Below are 26,523 nucleotides of genomic sequence, written 5' to 3' on the forward strand. Positions count from 1 at the left end.
ATTTCTCCGTGACAGGCGATTGATTTATTCTAGGACGAGCTCGATCTCGTCCTCTTCTGTTGGTTTTGCCGTTTTGCTTGTTTTCACTTCTTCTTCGTCATTGAAGTTACCTAGGAGTACCGCACCGATGGCGATGATGAGGGCTCCACTGATTCCTCCGATCAAGTATGCGAACGGATTCCCGATGGAGATGGCTCCGTATAGTCCACCGATCGGTGGCATCTTGTCATAGGCACCAAGCAGGATCGTTATCGCTGCACCGGCGGCACATCCAATCATATTGAGCGGGATCATCTTCAGCGGATTACGGAGGGTGAACGGGATCGCCCCTTCTGTGATGCCGATCATCCCCATGATCCATGCACCATTCCCTGCTTCACGGAATGTTGCGTTGAATTTGCTTCTGCGGATGACAGTCGCAATTGCATAGCCGAGTGGCGGGATGCAGATCGCGATATTGATCATGATGTTCGGTAGATAGATACCGGAAGCCAATAAGGCGTTACCGGCCATCCAGGCTGCCTTATTGACCGGTCCACCAAGATCGAATCCGATCATGGCCCCGAGGATGACGGCCAGAAGGACTTTATTCGTTCCGCTCTGGGTCATGCTATTGATCCAATCAATCAGTCCCTGATTCAATGCGCCCAGAGGTCCACCCAATACTAGGGCCATGAGGATCCCCGTCAGGCCGACGGTGATGAGCGGAAGGATGATCAACGGTACGGTGCTTGCCGCTGCTCCCTTGATTTGAACTTTGTTCTTGATGAGGATCGTGAGGTAACCGGCAAAGAATCCGGCGATCACGGCTCCAAGGAACCCTGCATTCGTACTGATGGCCAGGCTTCCACCGACAAATCCTGCGGCAAGTGCCGGCTTCCCGCCGATCGAATAGGCGATGTAGGCGGCAAGAATCACATTGAGGAGTCCGATTGCCGTCCAGCCGATTCCCTGGAAGAGGTACACATAATGCAGGAAGCCTGATGCGTCTGCATAATCATCGAGGTTGCTCACCCCGAATCCGAACCCGATCATTTTCGCAATGGCGACCACCAGCGATCCGCCGATGATGATCGGCAGGGCGAACGATATACCTGTCATCAAGTGCTGTTTTGCTTCCGATAACCACTTTTTCATCTTAAGTCCCCCTTTGGCCCCTATGCGTTTGCTTTTTGAACGGCTTCTACCGCTTTTTGAAGAACAAGCTCGGCTTTACTGACTGCCTGACCAATTTTCACCCGCACGATGCGTTTGCCTTCAAAACGTTCCATATCTTCAATCGCCTTATCTGCTGCGATGATGACGAAATCTGCTTCTGATGCTTCCAACGGGGTGATTTCATTTACTTTCCCTAGGGCTCCCTGTTGCTCGATCTTCACATCATACCCAAGCTTAACTCCTGCTTTCTCCAAGGCTTTCGCTGCCATCGGTGTATGGGCCAATCCTGCGATACATGATGTTACACCTACAATTTTCATAGTGGTCACGCTCCTATTTGATTAGTAAAATACTGATACAATTCTTCTGCGGTCTCGAGGCTCTCCAGCTTCTCTTTGAATTCATCCTCCAATAGATTGGTTGCCAGGGAAGCGATGACTTTCAAATGGAGATTTTCCAGATTGCTGCTCGGCATGAGGATCCCGAAGACGTACTTCACGTCCTTTCCGTCCAGAGAGTCCCAGTCCACTTCATTCCTCAAGCGGATGAAGCAAATCCTTGCCTCCATGACGGCATCGCTCTTCGTGTGGGGCAGGGCGACGGATTCTGATAGTCCGGTGGAATATTCCTTCTCCCGCTGCCAAAGGTCCCTCACCAATGCTTCTTTGTTATCTGTTATGTTGAATTTGACCGATACATCGCCGATGAAGTTCATGATATCTTCTTTCGTTTTGAACTCCTGTTCCAGGAAGATCAGCTCCGGTGATAGTAGCAATTGTGTCACCCCTCATATTGTTGTCGTTTGCTTATGAATCTATCATAATGAAATCGCTATCATAGATGAATATAAAGAATTTCCAAAACAATCGGAAAAAATGTACACGAAAGATCCGACACACTATTTACATACAAATTTACCTATATATGTTTAAAGTGGTACCCCTCCGTTTAAATACATACCATACACTGCTTAAAGGAGGAGTACCATGAGTTTCCCTAAACTGATGAATATGTTGGAGAACCTGCACCTGCACACCCCCGATAAGATGCTGACCGTGTACTTGAATACCGACCGGAGCGATCCCGATCAGCAGGGAGGAGAATGGAAAATCGCCTTGAAGAACGGATTCAACAGGCTCGAGGAATACCTGGAGAGCGCCCCTGAAGAACAGGAACGTTTGAAGGATCTGCGTCTGAAAGTCGAAGAATATGTGCACAGCAAGGAGCGTGAACTTCCCCGGAGCTTCATTTTTTTCGCATCCCGGGACAGTGGCATCTGGGAAGCCCTCGAGCTTCAGGTGCCGGTGGAAACCAACTTCTATTGGGAAGAAGATCCTATGCTTGACGCTCTGAAGGAACTGCATGAATCCTACCCCCATACCGGTCTCATCCTCATCCAACAAAATCAGGTCAAGATCCTGACGTCTGCTTTCGGCAACCTCTTATCGAACGAATCCATGGAGTTCGATCTCGACACCGACGACTGGCGGAAGTATGAAGGTCCCCACCACGCAGACGCCAGCATGGGAAGTTCCAAGTCGAACCAAAAAGAAGAGTTCGAAAACCGGGTCAAGGCCAATCAGCAGCGCTGGTGGAAGAGTCTCGCCAGCATGCTCGATAAAAAAGCAGCTGATGAAAAGTGGGACCGCATCATCCTTGTCGGCAACAAGGAAGAAGCAGCCGTATTGGAGGAAAATATGAACAAAGAAGTACATGAGACAATCGGTAAGAATCTCCTCAATGAAAATGAACATCACGTAATCGAAAAAATCCTCGCGTAGAACAGAAAGATCCCGCCAAACCGGCGGGATCTTTCATTCTTTCATGCACATCCGCCCACTCCATTCATACACTGAAAACAGGAGGTGTGCGCCTGTGCTATCACGAATTAAATGGTTATCTTTTTCAATCGAGCTTTTCTTGGCCGTACCGATTTTCGGAAATCTCGCCGGTGAATCCATCCCGTATCTTCTCTGTCTCATTTCCCTGTGGCACCTGGGAGTATTCTTCATTTCCCGATCGGATGACCAGCCCGTTCTCGGAAGTGTGCTTGGAATCATCGCTTCCTTCCTTAACTTCTTCCCTGTCATCCGGCTTATCGCCCATGCCATCACTGCGATTGTCCTCATTTTTGAAATTCAAAAGGCTCCTGGTATGGAGTGATCTGCACAAAAAATGGAGAATAATGGTTTCATTATTCTCCTCCAAAGTAAACCTACATAACGGGAGACTTCAGGGTCTTTCCTCCACGCAACACGGGGATCCCCACTCCGACACAATAAAAAAGCCCTATGCAGTGAAACCGCATAGAGCCCTCTTCTATAATTCATATTCCCACTCATCGCGAAGCTTCAGATAAAGGATCAGCAGCGTATTCTCTAGCTGCTCATACGTCTTCTGCTCCTTGCTCAGTTCGAGCTTAGGAAACAAAATGGTGGCGATCTTCTTCGTCAGCTCGTTCCTTTTCTCGAGGGGAAGATTGGTGAAGCGTTCTGCGTACCCTTTCAACAAGGTCCAGTCCCTCTCATTCAGCTGCTTCATATTCCATTCCTCGATTTTAAGATCTTCACTCTTAAGATTCCTTCTTTGAATCTCCTTGTCCAGCCTGCTCATCCGCTTACTCTTGGCCCTTCGCTCATGAACAACGATCGTTCCCGCAACGAGGTCTCCAAGGCGTTTATGCTTGGGATGGGCATACACCATGATCATTCCCAGAACATAGTAAGCAGGCAGTTGATCGATGATCCTCATCAAGTTCCGGATCACTGAAGAAAGAAGCGTGATACGATGGCCATTCTCCTGCATCACATGGATGCCGAGTATCTTTTTCCCGATCGTCTTCCCGTTCCAGAAGTACTCCTGCCCGGCAAAGTATCCCCAGTTAAGGATGAACATCACGATCACCACACCCAAGATCAGATAAGGCGATATAGATCCAAGACCTAAATACATATCGAATCCCCACACGCCTAAGAACGTGATGAACAGGATCAATAGTGCTACGACGGTGATGATTGCCTGATCGATGATGAGGGCCGCCGCCCTGCTTCCGAGTCCTGCCGGTTCAAATTTGAGGGACACGTATTCGGGGGTTTTGACTTCCACTTTTTCTTCCATCATGAATATATCCTCCTTTCTATTGAATTTCATGCGAAACAGTTTCTATTTTTTCCTAAAATTACTATAATAAGAGGTATCATTACCGACAGGAAGGTGTGCTCATGAACGTCAAACAGTTCGTTAAACAACATCGGGAAGACTGGAAACGCCTTGAAGAGTTGATGACGGTCCTCCAGAAAAAGAGAAATGCCTCCGGGGATGCCATCCGGCGCTTCAATAAGCTCTATCAAAAGGCGGCCCAGAATCTCTCATACAGTCAGACCTATTATCCGAAAGAAGATGTTACTCAATACTTGAATGGCCTTGTATCTCAATCCCATAATCTTTTATACAATGACCAGCTATCGAGTGGAAAGCAGGTACGCCGATTCTTCTCCACTACGTTCATCGGACTGCTCCTTGAACAGTGGAAAGCTGTCGTTATCGCCATGGGACTGTTTTTCCTGGGAGCAGCAGGGGCGTTCATCGCCGTCATCGGCGACCCCCTCACCGCTTATTCCATCCTGCCTGACAGCATGGCCCAAACCGTCGATCCTTCCTCAACAGGTGAAATCGATGGAAATGTCGACTCACCGACCATGTCGGGAGCCATCATGACGAATAATATCCAGGTTTCCTTCCTTGCTTTCGCAGGCGGCATCACGTTTGGTCTGTTGACAACCTATGTGCTGATCTATAACGGAGTCCTCCTTGGAGCCCTTGCTGCCGTGTTTACCAATGCCGGACACACCTATGAATTCTGGGCGTATATCGTCCCTCATGGAATGATCGAACTGACAGCGATTTTCATCGCCGGCGGTGCAGGGCTTCTCATGGGGTACAAACTTTTTGTACCCGGCACCCTTTCAAGGGGATACCATCTCAAAGTGCAGGCCAAACGATCGGTCCAGCTCGTTCTCGGAACGATTCCGCTGTTTGTCATCGCAGGCCTCATCGAGGGGTTCATCACGCCGGCAGCGATTCCGCTCTCCGTGAAATATGGAGTCGCCCTGGTGACCGTTCTGGGACTCATCCTTTATGTCGCCATCGGAAAGCTCCTTCTAGGAAGGAACAAATTACAAGAGACCTCTGTTTAACACATCAATATAATGGGAAACGGCCGTTGAAGCCAGTTTCTCCTCACGGGCCTCCAGCATATGGAGGCCTTGTTTTTCCCATTTCATCTTTTCTTTTCTCTTCTCCATGATCTGTTGTTGCGCCATGCTCTTGATCATGGTCGCCTTCACATTGGCAGGCTCATCCTTGCTCCTATTTATGACCGTCTCATCTTCCACTCCGATTGTCAGGAATAGATGCTGCCTTCTTAAACGTTGGAAATGAAAGAGGAGACTATCTTCATTCAAGAATGTATGCACATCACTGAATAAAAGAAGAAGGCTTCGCTTTCGCTGCACCGACTGGATATGCTGGAACACAAGGGCATAATTTGATTCTGCCGCATCCACTTGAAGCGAGTAGATCTGTTCGAGGATCGTCTGCATATGCCCCATTCCTTTTGCCGGCGGAACATACACTTTGATTTCCCGACTGAAGCCAATGACGGATACATAGTCACCGTTCTTCAATGCAGCCGCCGCTACGGTCATGGCAGCTTCGAGTGATTTCTCCAGCCGATTTCCCTCTTTCAATTCAGCCCCCATCATCCGTCCGCAATCGATCAGGATCGTGATGTATTTGCCGTGTTCCGGCTCATACTCATTGGTCATGACTTCCTGGAGCTTGGCGGTCTGACGCCAGTTGATCATACGGGGGTCATCGCCCGTAACATATGTCCGGATCTTAGCAAACTCCCCGGATCCGCTCTTTTGTTTCCGGATCTTCTGCCCTTCATACATAAGGTACTGCTGGGCGTCTTCAAGAACCTTCCTCGTCTCGGTAAGATCCGGAATGACTCGAACTGCGTCATCCGTTTTAAAAGTCTTCTGCTTTGCCCATAGTCCGAATCGGCTCCTGTAGCGAAGGTAGATGCGACTAAGATTGTAATCACCCCGTACGGGTGCGACCATGTTATAGCTTCCGCTTAAACTGCTGGAAGCAGGGATTTTCCCTTTCAGGGGGAAACGGGCCTCAAACACCTGCGGGAGCCCGTCCTTCAGTTCGATGAGCATCTCGTGATGGGAAGCGTTATGGATGTGAAGGTCCACTTTATATTCAAGGCCACGTTCCAACTGATTCTCAATCTGCCTTGACATCCCCACCTCTTTTTTCTTAGGTGATAGAAGGAGATCGCACAGGCTGAGACCGATCAGGAGTGCATCGATGAGGAAAACAAGGGGCCACGGCAGACCGAATCCCCCTGCTACGATCAGGAGGCTTGAAGCAATCCCGAATACGATAAGGAGTTTTCCTGTCGGAAGGATCCCCTTATCTTGGAACAGTAACCGACCCAACAAGTTCCTGGATGATTTGGTCAACGGTCAATCCCTCCAATTCTACATGCGGGGATAGCTGGATCCTGTGTCTCAGAGCTGGCTTTGCTACAATCTTGACGTCATCCGGGGTCACGTAGTCCCTCTCTTGAAGGTATGCCCATGCCCGTGCAGCCCGGGCAATGGAAATGGCGGCACGTGTACTTGCTCCGAAGCGGATCGATTCCGTCTCACGGGTACGCCGGACGATCTGCATGATGTAATCCAGTACGGCGTCGTTGATGGTCACCCCTTCTATTTCATTCCTGATGGAGAGGAAGGTGGCCAAGTCCATGACCGGTGCATCCGACTCTGTGCGGATCCCCGCAATCACCTGGGCCAGCACCTGCTTCTCTTCTGCAAATGAAGGGAAGTCAATATCAAGTTTGAAAAGGAATCGATCCTGCTGGGCCTCCGGAAGAGGATACGTGCCTTCGAACTCCAACGGATTCTGCGTTGCAACGACGAAGAATACTTCTTCGAGGGTATACGTCTTCCCCTGGATGGTGACCTGTTTCTCTTCCATCGCTTCCAACAGGGCAGCCTGAGTCTTTGCTGGTGTCCTGTTGATTTCATCCGCTAATAGAATGTTGGTGAAAATCGGTCCCTTCAGGGTTTGGAAGGAGCTTTCTTTCATATTGTAGATGGTGCTCCCCGTAATATCGCTCGGAAGAAGGTCCGGGGTGAATTGGATCCTGTTGAATCCCCCGCCGATCAGTCTTGCCAGCGTCTTCACCATCTGTGTCTTCCCCGTACCTGGCACACCTTCCACGAGGACATGTCCCCCTGCCAGTACAGCAGACAGCAATAATCTCAGGTTCGTAGATTGACCGATGATTCTCTCTTCATATTTATTCAATAGGGCGTTTATTTCTTGATTCATAGATCCTCCACCTCTTTCCTCAATTCGTCAATCGCTTGTGACCACTTTACGTATTCCACTTGATCCAATCGTGCTCTCTGCAGAACGACCGGAAGTCCCTCTGTGATCGCCATGATCTTCTTATCCGGGAGAAGCTTGACCCTTCGCTTCAGGGAATCCTGTATATCCGGCCATTCCTTTGATGTAGGGATGCCCCAGCGGTCTTGAAGGGACTGCCTGACATAGTCCGCCTGCATTTGGAGGGATTCCTTATAAAGCTTCCTCCTTATGTACCAAGAGCCCAGTGCCCTGATCCGTTCATCGCTGAACCTCACTGTTTCCTCCCTGACCGTTTCGATGGAACCAAATCGTTTCCCTTTCAACCAGAGCCAGAGGATGGTCAAGATGATGACCTGCAACAAGAAGATGAGCATCCACTGCGGATACACCAGTACATCCCGTAATCCTGAAGTGCCGTAGTGATAGTACTCATCAAACAAGATGGCGTCTTTATCATCGGCACCCGCTTCTCTCAGGAGGGTCAGGAGGATGGGAAGATGCTCCTTCTTCAGGATCGTGTTGTTGATGAACCACTGCGGATTTGTCGAGACAATGAGTTCTCCGTTACCGAATTCGCGCTTTGTTGCAACGGCTCCTTCCCGATCACTCAGAAGGACTACATCGTCTTCCGGTATGATCCTTACATTCGAGAGCTCACCTGTTCTGAAGAGTCTCTGCCCAAGATTGACATTGTTCGTAAACTGGTCGGTATACTCCGTTTCGATTCCGAATAATCCATCCGGGTCCTCTTTGATGAGCAGGATGGTATTCCCTCTTTCCATGAAATCCTCATATCCCTGGATTTCCTCCTGGGTGGGGAAAGAAAAAGGTTCGATCATGATCAGCAGCTGATCCGACCCATCGGGAAGACGATCAGAAGGCAACTCCCACCGCGATACTTCCGGTGCTTCCTGCCCAAGGTACGTATAAAGCGCTTTTGTTCCTGTCGGGGAGGGTGATTCGGAGAGGAACGGCTTATAGTCCTTCGGCTTATCTCCTGATAGGAGGACGCCCGCCGTCAGGAATACTGCGATGGCAACGGCAAATCCGATCCATCCTTTAAGGTTTGACAATCGTTTCAATGCTCTTTCCTCCCTCCCTTTTAGCTCTCATGTCCCTTGTCTCTGATGAGCTCGATCGCCTCATCACGGAATGAGACGTACTCAGGGGCATCCACTTCTCGTTCCCCGTATGCCACTTGATCAAAGACGATCGCCAGCCTGTAAAAGCGATCAGCCCATTCCTTATTGACCTTTCTCAGCTCATCATAGTAATCCCAGTTTGTCTTCCATACCATCGCCTTCAGCCATTCCCTTTCATGGAAATAGAGCAGGAGGGCAAGGAACATATGACGCGTTGCCTGAGAATGATTGCCTGAAGCTGCAAATGTTTCGGCTTCTTTCATATGCCTCTCGTATGACCATTCCAGTTCGTTCATGGACTGGAGCGGCTTGCTCTCGTTCAGCTTCCTTCTCTTCACCCTCCTGCTTATCAGCACTATGGTGATGACCACTAGCGCAATGATGAGACAGGCGATGATACCGATCAAAATGATGGAGGATGCCCTTGCTGTCGGCTCCACAGCTGGAAATATGGCCTCGATTGCCTTTGCAATCGCCTCAAGTGCTTTGTCCCAAAGTTCGCTGAAGAAACCCGGATCCTTATGATAGGCCTGATATTCCGGATCATTCAGGATATCTTCCAACTGATCACGTGCTTTCCCTTCATTCAACAATCCGTTCCTCACCTACTTCCTATCATACTTCCAATCAGACCGTCTCATATTCATCGATTAATTGATCAAGGTCGTCCCCATCATTGCGGATTTTCAAGTCGAAATAGATGATGGCATACCCGACTGAAATAATCATCGTCGTGAATAGGGTGACAAGGTTTACGACAAGTTGATATACTACGCTATTCCCAAGGAAGAGCCCTAGCGTCAGTGGCAACACCCCAGTGATGACACCCACGATCAATGCATAGATCACGAACAATCCTACGATGGTCCATGTACGTCTTTTCGTCAGGTGCCAGCTTCGTCCAAGCGCCGGCGCACTGCCCTTTTCCATGGCTGAGATGGCGACACCGAAGCCCCAACGCACCATAAAATACAAAACCCCGACGAAAAGGGCCGTGAATAATACGATGCTCATCATGAGTCCTATAAAAGGATGGACGAGCGAGCCAAACGCAATTAGGAAAACGATGATGATCATAGGAATAATCATCATCCCACCCCCGATGAGAGAAATGAGAAGGGTGCTCCCGAGAAGGGGGCCGTAACGGGAAAAACCTTCCTTGAGGATCTGCTTATAGGTGAAGCTCTCCCCCTTCCGGATATGATCAACGCCAAAGATGATCGCACCTTGGGCAGCCGGATAGATAAAAAACGAGACAATGGTAACGAAACCGAGAAGTAACGACCCGATTAGATAGCCAGGGGTTAAGGCTTCCTCTTCCGCCGCGATATCATTTGCCCAGCTTTCAAATCCAGCACCGCTGAAGATTTCGGGTCCTACTGATACTTCTTTCAGGAAGCTCGTTCCCATCATCAGGTTGATGAGTGCCTCCAATAGGAAAAACGGACCGACCAGCGTCAGGAATACGAGGAAAAACGTTTTAAAATGCTGTTTACTCAGGCGGAACGTTTGATCCAGGATTTGTCCGAACCCCTTTGGCTTATTTAAAGAACCATTCATTTTTTCACTCCTAATCTTTCTTTTTTTGACAATATACCGCCTATTTTATCATTTCCTGCCTGCCTTTTGACGAAATATGGCTAATTTCCTCCGTTTATACTAATATTACCATCTACCCTTCTCAGATATATAGTTTCAACCCGGCGGAAATGCAAAAAAATGTGAAACAGCTAAAAAAAGACGCTTCCGGCAGGTTCTTCTCCCTGTCGGAAACGTCTTTTCCTGTGGCTATCTGGCCAAATCGTGTTTGAAAGCATAGATGACTGCCTGTGTCCGGTCCTGTACATCAAGCTTCGAAAGAATATTGCTGACATGGGTCTTGACCGTCTTCAACGCAATGAAGAGCTCGTCGGCAATCTCTTGATTCGTCTTGCCCTGTGTCATCAACAGAAGGATTTCAAGCTCCCTGTTCGTCAGCTCCTCATGGGGATGACTGACGGTCTTCTGCCTCATCCGGGTCATCATCTTCCCCGTCACTTCAGGCTCAAGGATTGATTGACCGGCATAAGTCTTCCTGACGGCTTCGGCAATGTCGCTTGCCTTGGACGTTTTCAGCATGTAGCTGACCGCACCCGCTTCAAGCGCAGGATACACTTTGTCATCATCCAGGAAGCTTGTGACGATGATGATCTTCGCTTCCGGCCACTCGGAGACGATATTTTTCGTGGCTTCGATGCCGTCCATTCCTTTCATGACGAGATCCATCAAGATGATGTCCGGTCTGAGCTCCAATGCCATCCGGACCCCTTCACTGCCGTCGGATGCTTCTCCGACGACTTCGATATCCGGCTGCGCTGACAGATAGGCTGATACACCGATCCTCACCATTTCATGGTCATCGACAAATACTACCTTAATCATGACTATCCCCTTCCTTCTCCACTACAGGCACCTTGACTTCCAGGCTCGTGCCTTTACCCGGTACACTGATGATTTTGACCGTGCCCCCGATTTCCAGGGCGCGTTCTTTCATATTCTGAAGTCCATAGGAGCTTGTCACCTTGGACTCGTTCACATCGAAGCCCTGACCATCATCCACCACCCTCAAGATGATCATGGATTCACGGATGATCAACCGGACATCAAGGCTCGCCGCCTTTGCATGACGCAGGGTGTTGGATACGGATTCCTGCAAGATACGGAATAGATGGTCCTCCACTCCTTTATCAAGATCCATCTCCTCCACCTTCCACTGGATATCAAGGGGCATCTTCTGGGCAAGCTCCACAAGGAGTTCTTCCATTCCCTGCTGAAGGGTCTTCCCTCTCAGGGCTACGGGACGAAGATGGAGAAGAAGCGCCCGCATCTCAAGCTGGGATTGCTGGATCGTCCTTTCCACCATATCAAGCTGCTTCTGTTCCCCCGGAGAGCGGGATTCAGAAGGGGTCTCCGCTATGGCAGACATGAGCATGGAGGCAGCGAACAGCTGCTGACTGACGGAGTCATGAAGCTCCCTCGCCAGGCGGTTCCGCTCCTCCGATACGATTTCCTGGACACGTTTTTCCGACTCTTCCGCTTTTTGTGTGGCAAGCTTCTGCGAGGTCCTTGCCTGTTCTGAAAGCTGCGTCCTTAGATCATCGGCTTTTCTCAGGACATGGTAAAGCTCGCCTCCATCATCCTTAATCTGCACAGGCTTCCCTTGCTTGGCCAGAAGGAGCGCCTCTTCAATTTCCCTGAACTGCTGCTTCTGCCCCAAGCCTGTCTTCACACCGAAAGCCCCCCCGATGATCAAGCAAACGAACAAGATGAACCCCACCCCGGGAATGTCCATGATTTCCACTTCAAGGAGCAGAGACCAATCAGAGAGGGGGAAAAGATAAAAATAGCCGGCCGTGACAAGGATGAAGAGCCCCAGTGACAACAGGACACTGCGTATGATCTGCTTTCCTACGCTGCTCATGTCCGTTTCACCTCGAGATCCCCCACCCACATGGAAATGACCACCTTCACTTTCTGCGGGGCTTCCTCGTAGCCTGGTGTTTGATAATAAAGGGACTCATTGAAAACCCGGGGTTCCTGATGCTCGAATACTTCGATCGCTCCCGCCAGGACGGAGTGATGGATGCTCACTTCCACATCGTAAGGAACCAGGATTTCAACGTTCCCCAGGATGTTCCTTACCGTCACAACAGATGTCCCTTTCGGCAGGTACGTATTCCCGAGATCGATGACCGTATCACCGATGATTCCCTGAACATTGATATCCTCCCACTCATAGACACCCTCAGGCGTCTTCTTGCGGCCGAACCATTCGTTTTGGATGGCTGCCCGTTTTAGCACGACGGGAGCCTTCAAAGGCGGAGCTCCCTCCTTGAATGACGGTTGCACCGTCTTGGGCGATTTTTTTGAGTCGGCATAGCGGAAGATCACATAGAGCAATAGGGCAAACAGCGAGAACTTGAAGGCCACTGTGTTGAAAATATTGACCACGAGGACGATGATCCCGAACCACATGAGCAGCCTGCCCGATTTGCTCGGCAGCTTTTTCCTTCCAAGATAGATGCAGAAGGCTGCGATGCAAAGGAAGATGAGAACACCTCCATCAAAAAAAGACACCTCAAGGAACAATAATAATATCCCGATCAGGATGATCCAGCTGATGCCGTCGGTTCTAAGTCGATTGATCAAAGCATTCCCTCCTTCCCTTGTCTATCAATCGGAAAGGGGGTGACCCGATTCGGGCAACCCCTTTTTCACTATGATTAGAATACCATGTTTTATGAAGCTGTCTCTTCTTTTTTCGTTTCTTTTTCCAATTGTGCGATCTTGGCATCGATTGTCGAGCGGTAGTATGAGTTTTGGACTCCATGCTCCAACCGGTCAAGATACTGCTCGATTTCATCAAACTTGGAGAAACGCCCATCCGTGTATCCTGCAGACGGATCCAGCACGGTATTGACCTTGCTCTGGGCACGGGCGATGTTCTCCCTGCCCATGAGCTCCATCCGTTTAATGTACATATCCTTCAGCTTGTGCTTCATCTCTTCATATTTCCGCTCCAGATCCTGCAGATCCTTCTCAGCCTGAGCCGCAGATTCTGCAATCCTAAGTGCCCTTTCTTCGTAGAAAGACTGCTCCTGAACGGCAAACTGATGAAGCTCGGTTTCTCCTGCCTTCCCTGCCACCTCTGCCTGATGCTTGCGCTTTTCAGCAAGGGATAGAGCATGATGATGCTCCTTCTTGAACTCTTCTTTCAGCGTGTATTGGCGCTCCATCAGCTTCTGGACTTTTTCTACTTCTTGCTCACACTGTCTCAAATACTGGTTGAGCACAGCGATCGGATTTTTCTGTTCTTTTTTGTCGATGACTTCGTGGATATCGGACATGACGGTATGTTTGATTCGTTGGAATAGGTTTCCCATTGTTTTTCTCTCCTTTAAGATCAGTTTTTATTCAATTTGGACCATTCACGTTCAAAGTTCGTGAACGGATCGGTGGATTCTTCTTTCACCGCTTCTTCTTTGTTCCAGTCCTTATAGATCACATAGAGCACGTACAGGGCAACCAAGCCGATGATGGCCGGGAAGTTCGAGACGGTCGAGCTGAAAGCTGCGAGACCGATCAGTGCCCACACGATTTTGGCGAACGTCGAGTCTGTTTTCAGGAATTGCTTGATGCTCACGTACATGAGGGCACCCGATATAAGAAGGACCGCGATCGGACCCAGATTCACAAGGAGCACGATGGCCGAGATCCCCCCTGCCACAATCAAACCGAATTTCTTCATCATTGTTTCCTCCTTTCTTCTTCATGTCTTTATCCTACCTGCTACGCTCGTTTTCCATAACGAGCTACAGCCAGATTTCACACTAGGACCTGAGACGTAGCGGTACTCGGACCTGCTGGCTGGCGGGGTGTTCCTTTGCTATAGAATCTGTGTTCCACGGGGAACATGTCGTGCTTTCTCGTGCCTTCAGGATTTTCATCATCCAGGTATAGTTCTAATTGAGGTCCTTGTTGGGAAGGTAGTCCGTTCCTTTGCGCTGCAGGGATTTGCTTTCCGCAGGGAGCATGTCGAGCCTCCTGATGCCAAGCAGGATTTTTGATCATCCTGATCCTAGTTAGAATTAATGGCTTCGTAGTCCTAAGTGAAGCCTTTGGTGGGAAGGTAGTCCGTTCCTTTGCGCTGCAGGGATTTGCTTTCCGCGGGGGGCATGTCGAGCCTCCTCGTGCCTGCGGGGTCTCGATCATCCCCCTTTTCCGCAGGAGTCAAATCCCTTCCGCTCCAATCCACTCAGTGCTATTGGACTGGGGGAGGTAATCGGTTTGTTAATAAGGATAGAAAGCCATGCTAATAAAGAAACTAGGATGGGGATGTCATGCTTCTCCTGCGCACAAAGTATAGCGAACGGAAAAAGCTCGCATTCAGCACATAATCATTGCAAAAAACAGGATGGCGTTAGCATGTTTCCAATCAGCACATCCCCTCTCATATCCACAGGGTGAAGTGCAGCGGGGGCTTCCCGACTCCTATGGGAATAGCGGGCAGGGTGAGACCCTGCAGGCGCGCCGAAGCGGCTCACCGCACGCCCCATGGAAAGCGGGAGGCCGCAGCGAAACGGAACGATCTAATCTCCTCCACACACTCATAAAAAAAAGATGGCGATTCCCTGTTCCGAACCAGCACATCTCCCCTCCTCCACTCAGAGTGAAGTGCAGCGGAGGCCTCCCGACTCCTATGGGAATAGCGGGCTGGGTGAAACCCTGCAGGCAACGCCGAAGCGACTCACCGCACGCCCCATGGAAAGCGGGTGGCCACAGCGGAACGGAACGATCTCCTTTCTGTCACAACCTCATTACAAGATCAGGATGGCAATTTCCCCTGTTTCGAATCAGCACATCCTCTATCCTGCGCACAAAGTGCAGTGCAGCGAAGGCCTCCCGACTCCTATGGGAATAGCGGGCAGGGTGAGACCCTGCAGGCGCGCCGAAGCGGCTCACCGCACGCCCCATGGAAAGCGGGAGGCCGCAGCGAAACGGAACGATCTAATCTCCTCTACACACTCATAAAAAAGATGGCGATTCCCTGTTCCAAACCAGCACATCGCCCCTCCTCCACTCAGAGTGCAGTGCAGCGAAGGCCTCCCGACTCCTATGGGAATAGCGGGCAGGGCGAGACCCTGCAGGCGCGCCGAAGCGGCTCACCGCACGCCCCATGGAAAGCGGGAGGCCGCAGCGAAACGGAACGATCTAATCTCCTCCACACACTCATAAAAAAAAGATGGCGATTCCCTGTTCCGAACCAGCACATCTCCCCTCCTCCACTCAGAGTGAAGTGCAGCGGAGGCCTCCCGACTCCTATGGGAATAGCGGGCTGGGTGAAACCCTGCAGGCAACGCCGAAGCGACTCACCGCACGCCCCATGGAAAGCGGGTGGCCACAGCGGAACGGAACGATCTCCTTTCTGTCACAACCTCATTACAAGATCAGGATGGCAATTTCCCCTGTTTCGAATCAGCACATCCTCTATCCTGCGCACAAAGTGCAGTGCAGCGAAGGCCTCCCGACTCCTATGGGAATAGCGGGCAGGGTGAGACCCTGCAGGCGCGCCGAAGCGGCTCACCGCACGCCCCATGGAAAGCGGGTGGCCGCAGCGGAACGAAACGGTCTCCTCTCCACCACATCCTCATTAAAAATTAGGATCGCAATCCCACAAAAAAACAGCGCCTGCCAGAAACCTGACAAACGCTGTTGCTGCTCATGCTTATTTCGTCAACTCGAGAAATTCCTCCGCATCCTGAATGCAAAGTCTGATCCCCTTCTCCCAGAACGCCTCTTTCGTGATATCCTCGCCAAGGTGCTTCATCGCAAGCTCCTCCACATTCATCACCGCCGTATCACGAAGCAGCGCCATATACTTCTCCTCATAATCCCCACCAGCCTCAAGCGCCTTCGCATAAATGCTCAACGAGAACAAGTAACCGAACGTATACGGGAAGTTATAGAACGGCACACCTGTGATGTAGAAATGAAGCTTAGATGCCCAGAAGTGTGGATGGACTTCATCCACTGCTCCGGCGTACGCTTCCTTCTGCGCTTCAGCCATAAGCTCATTCAGTTTATCTGACGATACGATTCCTTTCGCACGCTCCTCATAGAAGCGCGTCTCGAACAAGAACCGCGCATGGATGTTCATGAAGAACGCCACACTGCGCTGAAGCTTATCTTCAATGAGGGCGACCTTCTCTTCCTTCGACTCCGCTTCCTGTACCGCTGCGTCCGCCACGATCATTTCTGCAAATGTGGAGGCCGTTTCCGCCACGTTCATGGCATAATTGCGGTTCAGCGTATGCATATCCTTCAGGGCATGTGAATGGAACGCATGACCAAGCTCATGGGCAAGGGTCGATACATTGGACATCGTCCCCGAATAGGTCATGAAGATCCGTGACTGCTGACTGAGTGGGAAAGAGGTACAGAAGCCTCCAGGGCGTTTACCGGGGCGATCCTCGGCTTCAATCCAAGAATCTTCGAACGCTTTTTCTGTGAACTGGGCCATTTCGGATCCGAAACGCGCAAACTGTTTTTGGATGAATGCCGCTCCTTCATCGTAGGACATGGTGGAGGTAGTCTCTGCCACAGGGGCATCAAGGTCTGACCATGTCAGCTTTTCCTTGCCTAGGATCTTCGCTTTTCGATTAAGGTACTCGACAAATGGAGCCTTATGTTTTGAGATCGCTCCCCACATGGCATCGAGGGTTTCCTGCTTCATCCGGTTGTATTCAAGAGGCTCTTTTAAAATCTCTTCCCAGCCTCGCTTTTTATAGACATTGAGCCTGAATCCGGATAGGTGATTCAGTGTTTTGGCAAACAGCTCTTCTTTTTCTCCCCAGGCTTTTTCAAGCTTCTCGAACACCGCTTTACGCGTGTTGTCGTCAGGGTGGGAAAGAAGATTATTCGCCTGTCCTACGGAATAGCTCTTCCCGTCATGTTCGATGGTCATGGTGCCTACGATCGTGTCATACATCTGACCCCATCCATGATAGCCGTCTACTGCAAGTGCCCCGATCAAAGACTCTTCCTCACTTGATAGTTTATCTTTTGCTTTTTGACGCCATTCTTCAAGGACAAAGGCGATTTCCTTCAGTCCTTCATGCTTGAGAAGCTCAGCCCATACCTGTTCGCTGCATTCAGACAGCTGCTGCTGGAACTTCGTGAATACACTTGAAAAGTCCGCGCTGATGGTTGTCACTTCTCCCCGAAGGGCGTTTGCCTTCCTGTCGTGCATATCCTGTGCCTCGAGACAGCTGACGAATGCGCCTGCCTGTCTGAGGTTCATCATGACGTCTTTTGCTTCATCGATCAGGTTCCAGACAAGAGCTGCGTCCTCGCCTGATTGAGGAGGGTAGAATGCCACCGCGTTTTCCTCGAACCGCCGCTTCATCTCTTTCAGTTCTTCCAGATGCGCCCGGAACTCGGCTGATTCGCTGCCTCCTTTGAAGAATACGTCCAAATCCCAAACTTCTGAATATGTATGTGTTGAATGGCTCATTATGTCCTCCTAAAAGTGTTCGTTTTTATCCTTCTCTCTGCCTTTATTCGTGATGAAAGGGTAAAATTCCTGCTTTACACGTCTTTAATCCTTTCTTCCCAAACTGTCGTCCAGAGGTTTTTAATATGTCAAAAGTGGAATAGTATAGCATGGAAAACGATTTTCCGGATAAACTACGAAAAAATTGGAGGTCATCATTATGAGAGTCATTCTTAACATCCTTGCGTTTGCATTGGTCATCGTGATGAATACGCTGGCGGTCACCCTGCCCCTGAACAATCAATCCACAGGGGAGATCAGTGACCGACTGGATATCATGCTCACACCTGCTGGATACGTCTTCTCTATCTGGAGCCTGATTTACTTACTATTGGGCATCTGGGTCCTGAGACAGATCCCGAAGGCACGGAGGGATCTGCCCCTCTATACACGCACAAGCGGATGGTTCATCCTCAACTGTCTCTTCAACTCATTATGGATCGTGGTGTGGCACTATAACTATTTCGGCATCTCTGTCCTGGTTATGGCGGGAATCCTCCTTACACTGATCGCCCTGTATAAGCGGGTGAAATCGACTGATCCTTCCCTTTTGGATCAGGCACCCTTCTCCATTTATCTCGGATGGATTTCGGTAGCCGCGATCGTGAACGTCACGTACTATCTGACTGAAATCGGGTTCGACGGCTTCGGCATCCCTGATATCGTCTGGGCTTCCCTTGGATTGGCGGCAGCGACCATCCTCGCGTTCTGGTTCAGGACGAAGGAAAACGACTTCCTGTATCCCCTTGTCATCGTCTGGGCATTCATTGGGATCGGAGTGAAGAATATGGATGAGCATTCCGGGTTTGCTTATGCAGCCTATGCACTCGCCGCCATCATCTTCCTCTTCGATGTCTTTTACAGAAGGAAAAAGGTAACAGCATAGGTCCTGCACCCCCTGCTCATAGTATGAACAGGGGGTGTGTGGACTTGAGCCAAAACCAATCACGCAAAACGTCTGCTGGAACGGATATTGACGAAGTGAAACGTCTTAATGCACAATCCGGCAAGACCTATAATGAAGTGAAGAAGCTTCTCAGTAATATGCTTCACAGCGAGCGCCGTTAAACGCCCTCCATGACGAAAGCCATCCCGTTCACCGGGATGGCTTTTTATTTTTCTTTTATCTATTTCGTTCTGTTTCTTTATTCTCTGCGATCCGTTCGTTGATTTTATTCATTTCCTTCTTCCGGGTGGTCAAGCTTACGACGATGTCCCCTTCTTCCACTCTTGGAGAGGCTTCATTGCGGAAGAATTCAACCTTGCCTGTCGGCTTTTGGATGAGGAGCAGGATCGTTCCTTCCTCGATATCCTCCATATAGCTCTTGAATGGATATTTCTCGGTGACGGTTGTCTTCCGGAACACATCCCCACACTCTACCCGTTTGTTGAGCTCTTCCCACGTCGGTCCATCCTGGAAGACGATATTCCCACCGATGGTATGAACCATCTCTTCCAGGTCCTCTCCCGATTGGTTTCTTAAATTCAACTGATACAGGTTGTTCCGCCCGAACTCAGAGATGAACGACGTACAGACAAGAGCATTATAGGAATCAAGTTCCGTGGCTGCGATCATGTAATCATATGGGGTCATATCCAGACGGTATTCCGTCTTCTCTGAGAGAATCTCGCCCGAATAGAACGGCAGTCCGGCCTTCCTTGCACTGTAGAGCCTCTGCCAAGATGAATCGGCAATCAATGTGGGGATCTTCAGTTCACGAAGCGCCTTGGCAAATTCAGTACTGAACGCACTCCCTCCGACCAGGATGACACCGGGATGCTCATCGTTGGCAAGCTTCAGTTTACTCGCCAGCCACTTGATGGAGAAACCGTGGGCACATACCGTGGCAAAGACAAGGGCAAATGTCAGGGATGTCAAAATGGAGGCATCCTTGAACCCCTTGTCCAATAAAACCGAAGCGAAGTAGCTTGACACCGTAAGGGCTACAATTCCACGCGGTGCGATCCACCCAACCAGTATCTTTTCCCTTTTCGACAGATCTGTCCCGATGGTTGATAACCATATGGACAACGGTCTGACGATGAAGAGCATGAGAAGTACAAATCCAATGATCTGCCAATCAAAGATCTCAAGAAGGGTATCCACAGTCAGGGAAGCTGTCAGCATGACGAATATGGTCGATGTGAGCAATACCGAGATATTTTCTTTGAAATGCCTCATATCACTGATCGAGGCAATATGCATATTGGCAAGCGTCATCCCCATGGCAGTGACAGCAAGGAGCCCTGTTTCGTGGGTGATCTGATCAGAGACCGAAAAGCCCGCCAGCACTAAGGCAAAGACGACCGGTGATTTCAAGAACTCAGGTACATGTCCCTTTTCAAAAAGGAATCCGGTGAAACGTCCAAGCGCCCACCCAAGCAATATGGCAAAGAGCGATGCAGCAAAGAATGAAACGAGTTTAAGAATGGGGGCATCCTCGCTGATAAGGAAATTAATGATTTCAAATGCAAAAACAGCAAGAAGCGCACCGAATGGATCGACGATGATGCCTTCCCATTTCAGGATTGCTGCAGGTCTCGGCTTAAGCTTCGACTGCCTGAGGAGGGGCAGGATGACCGTTGGCCCGGTAACAATGAACAACCCTCCGATGACGAAGGCAACCGCCCATGACAAACCTGCAACATAGTGGGCACCTAGTGAACCCAAGATCCAGGCGAGGAATGCACCGATGGTAACGATCCTGAAGACCGGTTTACCAAGGCCCCTCACTTCCCTGAAATCCAGATTCAGGCTCCCTTCGAATAGGATGATGGCAACAGCCATGGAAATAAGCGGTTCATACAGTTCCCCGAATACTTCTTCAGGATTGATGAGTCCGAGGATCGGACCGGCTAGTAAGCCGACGATGGACATGACGACGATGGCGGGAAGCTTGAACCTCCATGCCGCCCATTGGGAAGCGATTCCCAGGAAGCCGACTAACATAAGGTTAAATAAGATCGATTCAATCATACAGTTTCTCCTTTAACGTAATGAAGCCAGCGGGGCCCGCTGACTTTCATGTGAGCTATGTTTAGTTTATATTTTTTCCGCGGGTTTTAACCATACCGTCGCTTCCAACTCTTTACAGATGGTGAAGTAGTGAAGCAGCATGGCGAGGACGGCTCCGCCGTTCATCCCGACGATGACCCCTTCCATGCCGTAGCGGGATCCCATGAAATAGATGCACGCGAAGGAAAATGCACTCGCCCACACCGTATGAAGCAGGGCATCCTTCACGAGTCCAAGGCCGATCATGAATGCTTGAAGGGGCAGCATCAGGAAGTGAAATAAGAAATATGGCCATAAAAGTTTCAGGTAATAGGCCGATGTCACAGAGTGGAAAAAGCGCTCTGTAATGGCGTCTCCCCAAGCATAGTACACGAATACGACCGGGATCCCGTATCCGATCGTGAGCCACATCACCTGCTTCAAGTGAGCTAGAATCCCCGGCCAATCGTTCGAAGAAGCCTTCTCTGATATCGTCGGGATGAGGACCGTCATCATGGACACGGCGATGAAAGAAGGGAAGAATCCGATGGTCAGGGCAATCCCCGCAAGCATGCCGAAATGTTCATTGGCCTCCCCTGCCTCCATCCCCGACATGACGAGTGCCAGTTTGATGAGAAAAGGCTGGATGGCATGGGTCAGAGCATGGAATATCCGTAAAAAGGTCGTCGGGATCGAAACCGACAACACTGCTTTTCTCATCTCTCCTTTCGGTAGACTGCTATGGCTATCCTTCCTTTTACCCCTTATCTCGACTATGTAAGCATGGATTAAATAGACAAATACAATGCACTCGCTGGCGATCATCGTGCCAAGTGCAATGAAGATGGACGTATTGAGCTCGAACTCCAAGAATTGATAGATGGACACAAGGAGCAAAAGCTGGATGCCTTTTCTCAGGAAATTGGCCGCAGCGATCTTCCCCATCTTCTGGATCCCCATGAAGTACCCCCTCGTAATGGAGGTGAAGGCGATGATGGGGATGACGAGGACGATCAGCCATCTGATTCCCTGATGGTAGCCGCTGAATAAGGGCGTCCAAGCGTAGACAAGGACCATGATGCCGAGTAGGATGATGGTCGTAATGAGAGCGAAACGGAACGCATAGCCAAGCATGCCTTTGTGGAGCCTTTCTTCCCTCTCGGCAAAGAACTTGGAAAGGGAGATGGGAAGCTCCATGCTCGATAAAATCACAATTAAAAAAACGGTGGGCAGGATGGACATATATGTACCAAGTCCCGCTTCACCCAGTTCCTGCGCCAATATCATATTGATGATGAATTCCAGGAGCTCGCCTGCGAATGCCGTCACCATCAAGATCAAGATTCCTTTATAAAACAGATTCATCCACAGTCCCGCCCTTTATCACAAGATGTTCTAGTCTATGACAGGCTATCCCGGAATATGAGGACAGGCAGGACGACAAAAAAGCAGCCCCCGTCAGGAGACTGCTTTCTTTTTGTTATTCCGCTTTGGCTTTTCTCGTTACCTTGCGTTTGATCTTCATGAGGATCTCATACACGATTGGTACGATCACAAGAGTCAGAAGGGTTGAACTTGTCAATCCACCAATGACCGTGACACCGAGACCTTTGGAAATCAATCCGCTTCCTTCAAGGCCTAGAGCGAGCGGGAAGAGTGCCCCGATTGTCGCGATGGCCGTCATGAGGATCGGACGTAGGCGGGTCGCTCCTGCTTCAAGCAGGGCATCACGCGTGGACATTCCTTCGTTCTCTTTGTGAATGACACGGTCCACAAGGACAATGGCATTGGTCACGACGATTCCGATCAGCATCAATGCTCCGATCAGGGAGGAAATACTGATGGTCTCACCAGCGATCAACAGGCCGACAAGGGCACCGATCACTGTGAACGGCAAGGAGAACAGGATGGCAAATGGCGCAAGTCCCCCGCCGAATGTGATGACAAGGATCAGATACACGATGGCAATGGCTGCCAGCATGGCAAGGCCAAGCTGTGTAAAGGATTCCTGGATGTCCTGGGTGACCCCACCCATATTCACATCGATTCCAGATGGAATATCCATATCATCAATGTCTTTTTGAAGGTCTTGAGAGGCTTTTGATACATCATCCGACTTCAGCTCACCGCTTACATTGGCGTAAACTTTCCCGTCACGTCTTGAAAGGGTATCGGATGTTTCACCTTCTTCGATCTTCACTACATCACCGATCTTCACTTCCATACCGAGTGGAGATTGGATCGTTTTATCTTTCAGGTCGTTGATATCTTTATAGCTTTCCTTCGGTGCATCGAGGTAGATATCCACATCTTCCCCGTCTTTCTGGATGGTGGTCAGCACAGGGCGCTGGCGGTCCTGACTGAGCTCCATGGCGATTTGGCCCGCTGTGAGCCCAAGTTCGCTCAGTTTCTCCTGATCGGCTACGAAAGAGTACTCTTCGTACGATTCAGCAAGGGAGTTCTTCACTTTTTTGTAGTCGCCTTTGTCTTCCATCTTTTTCTGAAGATCTTTGACGACAGGTTCGATGTCCTTCACGGAATCACCGTACACATAAACGGAGATCTCATTGCTTCCGGCACTGGCCGAGAAGTCCTGTGATGCCCATTCCCCTTTGGATGTGGTTTCCTGAAGATGTTTGATGACCTTTTCTTTCTCATCAGAGAAATTCTTTGTATCTTCGTCATATGATACGAAGAAAATGGCATCGTTCGTGCTTCCAGGACTCATCGGATTCTCGCTTCCGACAGAGTATTGGATGGTATCTGCGCCTTTTCGGCTTTGAAGATAGCTTTCTGCTTCATCGGCGATTTTCGCCACATCTTCACGGGTCTGACCCGGCTCCGGTTTGAACGTAGCCATGATCATCTTCTCTTCATCACCAGGAAGGAAGCTTACGCCGATCTTCGGCACGAGGAAGAGGCTTCCTACGAGCATGGCGATGGCAAGTACCGAGGTAATGATTTTATGATTCAGCGTCCAGTTCAGGATGCGCTTGTATCCATTGGCCATGCGGCTTGGTTTTTCCACATGCTTTTTCTTCGACGACCCCGGCTTGAACATCGTGTGGGCAAGCATCGGTACGACGGTGACGGCCACGAGGAGGGATGCCAATAGGGCAAATACGATGGTCAAGGCGAACGGAAGGAATAGTTCCCCGATCATTCCTTGGACCAATCCGAGTGGAAGGAACACGGCAATCGTTACGATCGTTGAAGACATGATCGGCACAAACATTTCCTTCGTTGCTTCCCGGATCAGTTCTTTGCCTTTCAGTTTTTCACCCGGCAGGGCCATACGGCGATAAATATTTTCCACAACAACGATGGAGTCATCGATGACACGGCCGATTGCCACTGTCATGGCTCCGAGCGTCATGATGTTCAATGTGATGTCCATTTCCTTCAGGAGAAGAATCGCAATCAACAAGGAAAGCGGGATGGAAATGACGGAAATGATCGTTGACTTGATATCACGAAGGAACAGCAGGATGATGATGACGGCGAAGATCGCTCCGAACAATGCTTTGTTCAACATCGTGCTGACGGACTCTTCGATTGGTTCACCCTGGTCAAACGTAGACGTCAGTTCAACACCATCGATATCTTTCTCAAACTTCTTCATCTGATCTTTCACGGCATTCACGACATCCACCGTATTGGCATCAGCCGTTTTTACAACCTGAAGCCCGATGGATTCCTTGCCATTGGTTTTCGAGATTGATTCAGCTTCACCTTTCACCTTGATGTCTGCGATTTCAGACAGCTTCACCGTTGGGATCTTCATCTCTGCTCCCTGCTGAGGAGCTGCAGGCTGCTGCCCTTGCTGTGCTTGAGGCGCTTGAGCCTGCGGAGACTGTCCTTCCGCACCGCCCATCCCCTGCTGCGCACTTCCGGCTTCACCAGAAGGAACAAGCGGGATCTTCACGTTTTCAAGGTCTTTGACGGTCGTGATGTTCCCGTCAACAAGGACGGACTTTTGAGTATCATCGAACGTATAAAGTCCGAGAGGCTGGGAAATGTCTGACCCTTGGATGATGTTCTTCACCGTATCTTCTGTCAGTCCGTATTGGTCAAGTTTATCCTGATCGAATACGATTTGACCTTCTTGCACTTCCTGACCGGAAGCTTGAACGGAAGCAACCCCATCAAGACCTTCAAATTCAGGGATGATGGTGTCTTCCACTGTCTTCGTCAATTCAGACAGGGATTGATTCTCATCCGATACGCTGAGGGCGATGACCGGGAAGGCATTCAGGCTGAGCCTTGATACCTCAGGGTCGTTGACCTCGTCAGGGAAGGAGATGTCGGAAACGGCATCTTCCACTTCCCTCTTTGCTTCATCCATATCTTTGGAATACTTATATTCAATCTGAACGGCCGAAGCATTTTGATACGAAGTGGAGCTGACCACGTTCACCCCGTTCAGATTCTGGACGCGCTGCTCGATGGGTTCGGATACTTTATCCGCCACATCTTGAGGTGTCGCTCCTGGATAAACCGTCGTGATGGTGACAACAGGCGTATTGATATTCGGCAATGTTTCAAGCTTCATGTTGAAGCCTGAATACAAGCCCGCCACGATGATGATGATCGTCATCAGCCAAACGGCGAATTTGTTTTTCAGCACAAAATTGATGATACTATTCACTCAAATACCTTCCTTTCCAAATTAAACTGACCGACTAGTCATAACATCACCTAATATAACTGACCGAACAGTCACTCGTCAATTATTTATGTATTAAAAGGGTTTATTTTTTGTGACCATTCGGTCATAATGTACCTATGAGACCATTGGGGAGAGAACGTGTATGAAAGAAAAAGAAAAATTGATCATCGAAACGTCGATGAAGCTGTTTGCCAACAAAGGATTCAACGCTACCTCTGTTCAAGAGATCGTTGAGGAATGCCATATATCCAAAGGTGCCTTTTACTTATATTTCAAATCGAAGGATGCCCTCCTTTTTGCCATCATGGAGCATTATTTCCAGATGATCTATACAAGCATCAATGAAGTCGAGCACGCTGATCTTCCTCCCTATGAGAAATTCCAGAAGCAGTTGGAACGCCAATTGACGGAGATATCGAGACACAAAGAGTTCATCGTCATGCAGATCAGGGAAAATGCCATCCCCTTCAATGAAAAGATCGAATCTTTGTTGATGGAGATGAAACGGGAGTCCTACCACCTTTATTCACGGAGGCTTTATGAAATCTACGGTCCTCCGATCGAGCCATATATTTGGGATGCCACGATGATGATCCATGGCTTTTTCCATTCTTACCTTGAAACCATCATCCTAGACCAGATTCCTCTTGATTTCGCGTATTTATCCACCTTCGTATTGAGAAGGATGGATGATATGGTGGAGGGGCTGGTCAAGAGCGGAGATGAGCCCGTCATGCGTAAAGAGCGCATGGAAACGCTCCTGCACGTGGAGAAGGCTCAACTCTGTTCCTTGATCGGTGAAGCATCAAGCAAGACGGAAGACGAGAACACCCGCGTATCCCTGGATGTTATTAAAGAAGAACTCGAAAAAGAAGAACCGCGGAAGGTTGTCATCAAGGGCATGATGGCGAACCTGGAATCCGATCCTTCTCTGCGCCCCCTTTTGAGTGCTCTGAAGGAATATACGGTTTAAATTAATAAAAGGGCCAGGCCACAATGGAGGAGCCTGGCTCATTTT

At 49.7% G+C, this 26,523-nt stretch carries 25 protein-coding genes; 7 read left to right on the plus strand and 18 right to left on the minus strand.

Going from position 1 to position 26,523, the window contains the following annotated elements; genetic code table 11:
• Positions 1–24: 24 nt before the first annotated feature.
• The 3 genes from AF331_RS14425 to AF331_RS14435 are packed head-to-tail and all read right to left on the minus strand — an operon-like array spanning position 25 to position 1,933.
• Positions 25–1,137, minus strand: coding sequence for a PTS fructose transporter subunit IIC (locus AF331_RS14425; RefSeq protein WP_053428771.1), 1,113 nt, complete (start codon positions 1,135–1,137; stop codon positions 25–27).
• A 20-nt stretch (positions 1,138–1,157) separates the two neighbouring features.
• Positions 1,158–1,478, minus strand: coding sequence for a PTS fructose transporter subunit IIB (locus AF331_RS14430; protein ID WP_048006779.1), 321 nt, complete (start codon positions 1,476–1,478; stop codon positions 1,158–1,160).
• A 5-nt stretch (positions 1,479–1,483) separates the two neighbouring features.
• Positions 1,484–1,933, minus strand: coding sequence for a PTS sugar transporter subunit IIA (locus AF331_RS14435; protein ID WP_053428772.1), 450 nt, complete (start codon positions 1,931–1,933; stop codon positions 1,484–1,486).
• 211 nt (positions 1,934–2,144) lie between these two features.
• Between AF331_RS14435 and AF331_RS14440 the strand changes: the two genes are divergently transcribed.
• Positions 2,145–2,939: a VLRF1 family aeRF1-type release factor gene (locus AF331_RS14440; protein WP_053428773.1), complete on the plus strand. Its 795-nt coding sequence runs from the start codon at positions 2,145–2,147 to the stop codon at positions 2,937–2,939.
• A 94-nt stretch (positions 2,940–3,033) separates the two neighbouring features.
• On the plus strand, positions 3,034–3,321 hold the full coding sequence (locus AF331_RS14445) for a hypothetical protein (RefSeq protein ID WP_053428774.1): 288 nt from the start codon (positions 3,034–3,036) through the stop codon (positions 3,319–3,321).
• A 156-nt stretch (positions 3,322–3,477) separates the two neighbouring features.
• Here AF331_RS14445 and AF331_RS14450 read toward each other — a convergent pair whose 3' ends face one another.
• Entirely contained in the window at positions 3,478–4,278 is an 801-nt protein-coding gene (locus AF331_RS14450) for an RDD family protein (protein ID WP_053428775.1), read from the minus strand.
• A gap of 101 nt (positions 4,279–4,379) precedes the next feature.
• Here AF331_RS14450 and AF331_RS14455 point away from each other — a divergent pair, with 101 nt between their 5' ends.
• Positions 4,380–5,354 carry a stage II sporulation protein M gene (locus AF331_RS14455; RefSeq protein WP_053428776.1) on the plus strand — a complete coding sequence of 325 codons (975 nt, stop codon included), beginning with the start codon at positions 4,380–4,382 and terminating at the stop codon, positions 5,352–5,354.
• On the opposite strand, the gene AF331_RS14460 is transcribed toward AF331_RS14455, so the two are convergent.
• The 10 genes from AF331_RS14460 to AF331_RS14505 form a co-directional block, all read right to left on the minus strand.
• The gene (locus tag AF331_RS14460) at positions 5,334–6,668 is read right to left on the minus strand and encodes a DUF58 domain-containing protein (protein WP_235576394.1); all 1,335 of its coding nucleotides are present in this window, start codon (positions 6,666–6,668) and stop codon (positions 5,334–5,336) included. The genes AF331_RS14455 and AF331_RS14460 overlap by 21 nt on opposite strands.
• Complete coding sequence (locus AF331_RS14465; protein ID WP_053428777.1) at positions 6,643–7,569, minus strand: AAA family ATPase; 927 nt, start codon at positions 7,567–7,569, stop codon at positions 6,643–6,645. The genes AF331_RS14460 and AF331_RS14465 overlap by 26 nt, the downstream gene beginning before the upstream one ends.
• Complete coding sequence (locus AF331_RS14470; RefSeq protein WP_053428778.1) at positions 7,566–8,690, minus strand: DUF4350 domain-containing protein; 1,125 nt, start codon at positions 8,688–8,690, stop codon at positions 7,566–7,568. The genes AF331_RS14465 and AF331_RS14470 overlap by 4 nt, the downstream gene beginning before the upstream one ends.
• 20 nt (positions 8,691–8,710) lie before the next feature.
• Positions 8,711–9,340: a DUF4129 domain-containing protein gene (locus AF331_RS14475; RefSeq protein ID WP_235576395.1), complete on the minus strand. Its 630-nt coding sequence runs from the start codon at positions 9,338–9,340 to the stop codon at positions 8,711–8,713.
• Between the two features lie 37 nt (positions 9,341–9,377).
• A complete protein-coding gene (locus tag AF331_RS14480; protein WP_053428780.1) occupies positions 9,378–10,310 on the minus strand; it encodes a DUF7847 domain-containing protein in 933 nt (310 codons plus the stop codon).
• Positions 10,311–10,538: 228 nt separating this feature from the next.
• A complete protein-coding gene (locus tag AF331_RS14485) occupies positions 10,539–11,171 on the minus strand; it encodes a response regulator (protein WP_053428781.1) in 633 nt (210 codons plus the stop codon).
• On the minus strand, positions 11,164–12,210 hold the full coding sequence (locus AF331_RS14490; RefSeq protein WP_053428782.1) for a sensor histidine kinase: 1,047 nt from the start codon (positions 12,208–12,210) through the stop codon (positions 11,164–11,166). The genes AF331_RS14485 and AF331_RS14490 overlap by 8 nt, the downstream gene beginning before the upstream one ends.
• Positions 12,207–12,938 carry a cell wall-active antibiotics response protein LiaF gene (gene liaF / locus AF331_RS14495; protein ID WP_053428783.1) on the minus strand — a complete coding sequence of 244 codons (732 nt, stop codon included), beginning with the start codon at positions 12,936–12,938 and terminating at the stop codon, positions 12,207–12,209. Before liaF ends, AF331_RS14490 begins: the two co-directional genes overlap by 4 nt.
• An 89-nt stretch (positions 12,939–13,027) precedes the next feature.
• A complete protein-coding gene (locus AF331_RS14500; protein ID WP_053428784.1) occupies positions 13,028–13,672 on the minus strand; it encodes a PspA/IM30 family protein in 645 nt (214 codons plus the stop codon).
• A gap of 20 nt (positions 13,673–13,692) precedes the next feature.
• Positions 13,693–14,037 (minus strand): lmo0954 family membrane protein, encoded by a 345-nt coding sequence (locus tag AF331_RS14505; protein WP_053428785.1) that lies wholly within the window; start codon positions 14,035–14,037, stop codon positions 13,693–13,695.
• A gap of 872 nt (positions 14,038–14,909) precedes the next feature.
• On the opposite strand from AF331_RS14505, the gene AF331_RS22495 reads away from it, so the two are divergent.
• Positions 14,910–15,320, plus strand: a complete 411-nt coding sequence (locus AF331_RS22495) for a hypothetical protein (RefSeq protein WP_160316564.1) — start codon at positions 14,910–14,912, stop codon at positions 15,318–15,320.
• Positions 15,321–16,014: 694 nt separating this feature from the next.
• Here the strand turns inward: AF331_RS22495 and AF331_RS14515 are convergent.
• On the minus strand, positions 16,015–17,802 hold the full coding sequence (locus AF331_RS14515; protein WP_053428787.1) for a M3 family oligoendopeptidase: 1,788 nt from the start codon (positions 17,800–17,802) through the stop codon (positions 16,015–16,017).
• 199 nt (positions 17,803–18,001) lie between these two features.
• Between AF331_RS14515 and AF331_RS14520 the strand changes: the two genes are divergently transcribed.
• Both AF331_RS14520 and AF331_RS22675 read left to right on the plus strand, forming a co-directional pair.
• Positions 18,002–18,727, plus strand: coding sequence for a TspO/MBR family protein (locus tag AF331_RS14520; RefSeq protein ID WP_327205416.1), 726 nt, complete (start codon positions 18,002–18,004; stop codon positions 18,725–18,727).
• 44 nt (positions 18,728–18,771) lie between these two features.
• The gene (locus AF331_RS22675) at positions 18,772–18,909 is read left to right on the plus strand and encodes a hypothetical protein (RefSeq protein WP_162244076.1); all 138 of its coding nucleotides are present in this window, start codon (positions 18,772–18,774) and stop codon (positions 18,907–18,909) included.
• Positions 18,910–18,964: 55 nt separating this feature from the next.
• On the opposite strand, the gene AF331_RS14525 is transcribed toward AF331_RS22675, so the two are convergent.
• The 3 genes from AF331_RS14525 to AF331_RS14535 all read right to left on the minus strand — a co-directional run bounded on the left by AF331_RS14525 (position 18,965) and on the right by AF331_RS14535 (position 25,484).
• Complete coding sequence (locus tag AF331_RS14525; RefSeq protein ID WP_200908253.1) at positions 18,965–20,818, minus strand: cation:proton antiporter; 1,854 nt, start codon at positions 20,816–20,818, stop codon at positions 18,965–18,967.
• A 66-nt stretch (positions 20,819–20,884) separates the two neighbouring features.
• The gene (locus AF331_RS14530; protein WP_053428788.1) at positions 20,885–22,201 is read right to left on the minus strand and encodes an oligosaccharide flippase family protein; all 1,317 of its coding nucleotides are present in this window, start codon (positions 22,199–22,201) and stop codon (positions 20,885–20,887) included.
• A gap of 115 nt (positions 22,202–22,316) precedes the next feature.
• Positions 22,317–25,484, minus strand: a complete 3,168-nt coding sequence (locus AF331_RS14535; protein WP_053428789.1) for an efflux RND transporter permease subunit — start codon at positions 25,482–25,484, stop codon at positions 22,317–22,319.
• 163 nt (positions 25,485–25,647) lie between these two features.
• On the opposite strand from AF331_RS14535, the gene AF331_RS14540 reads away from it, so the two are divergent.
• Positions 25,648–26,478 carry a TetR/AcrR family transcriptional regulator gene (locus AF331_RS14540; protein WP_053428790.1) on the plus strand — a complete coding sequence of 277 codons (831 nt, stop codon included), beginning with the start codon at positions 25,648–25,650 and terminating at the stop codon, positions 26,476–26,478.
• The last annotated feature ends 45 nt before the right edge of the window (positions 26,479–26,523 follow it).

Origin of the sequence: Rossellomorea marisflavi, from assembly GCF_001274775.1 — a bacterium.
GTDB classification, from domain to species: Bacteria; Bacillota; Bacilli; order Bacillales; family Bacillaceae_B; genus Rossellomorea; species Rossellomorea marisflavi.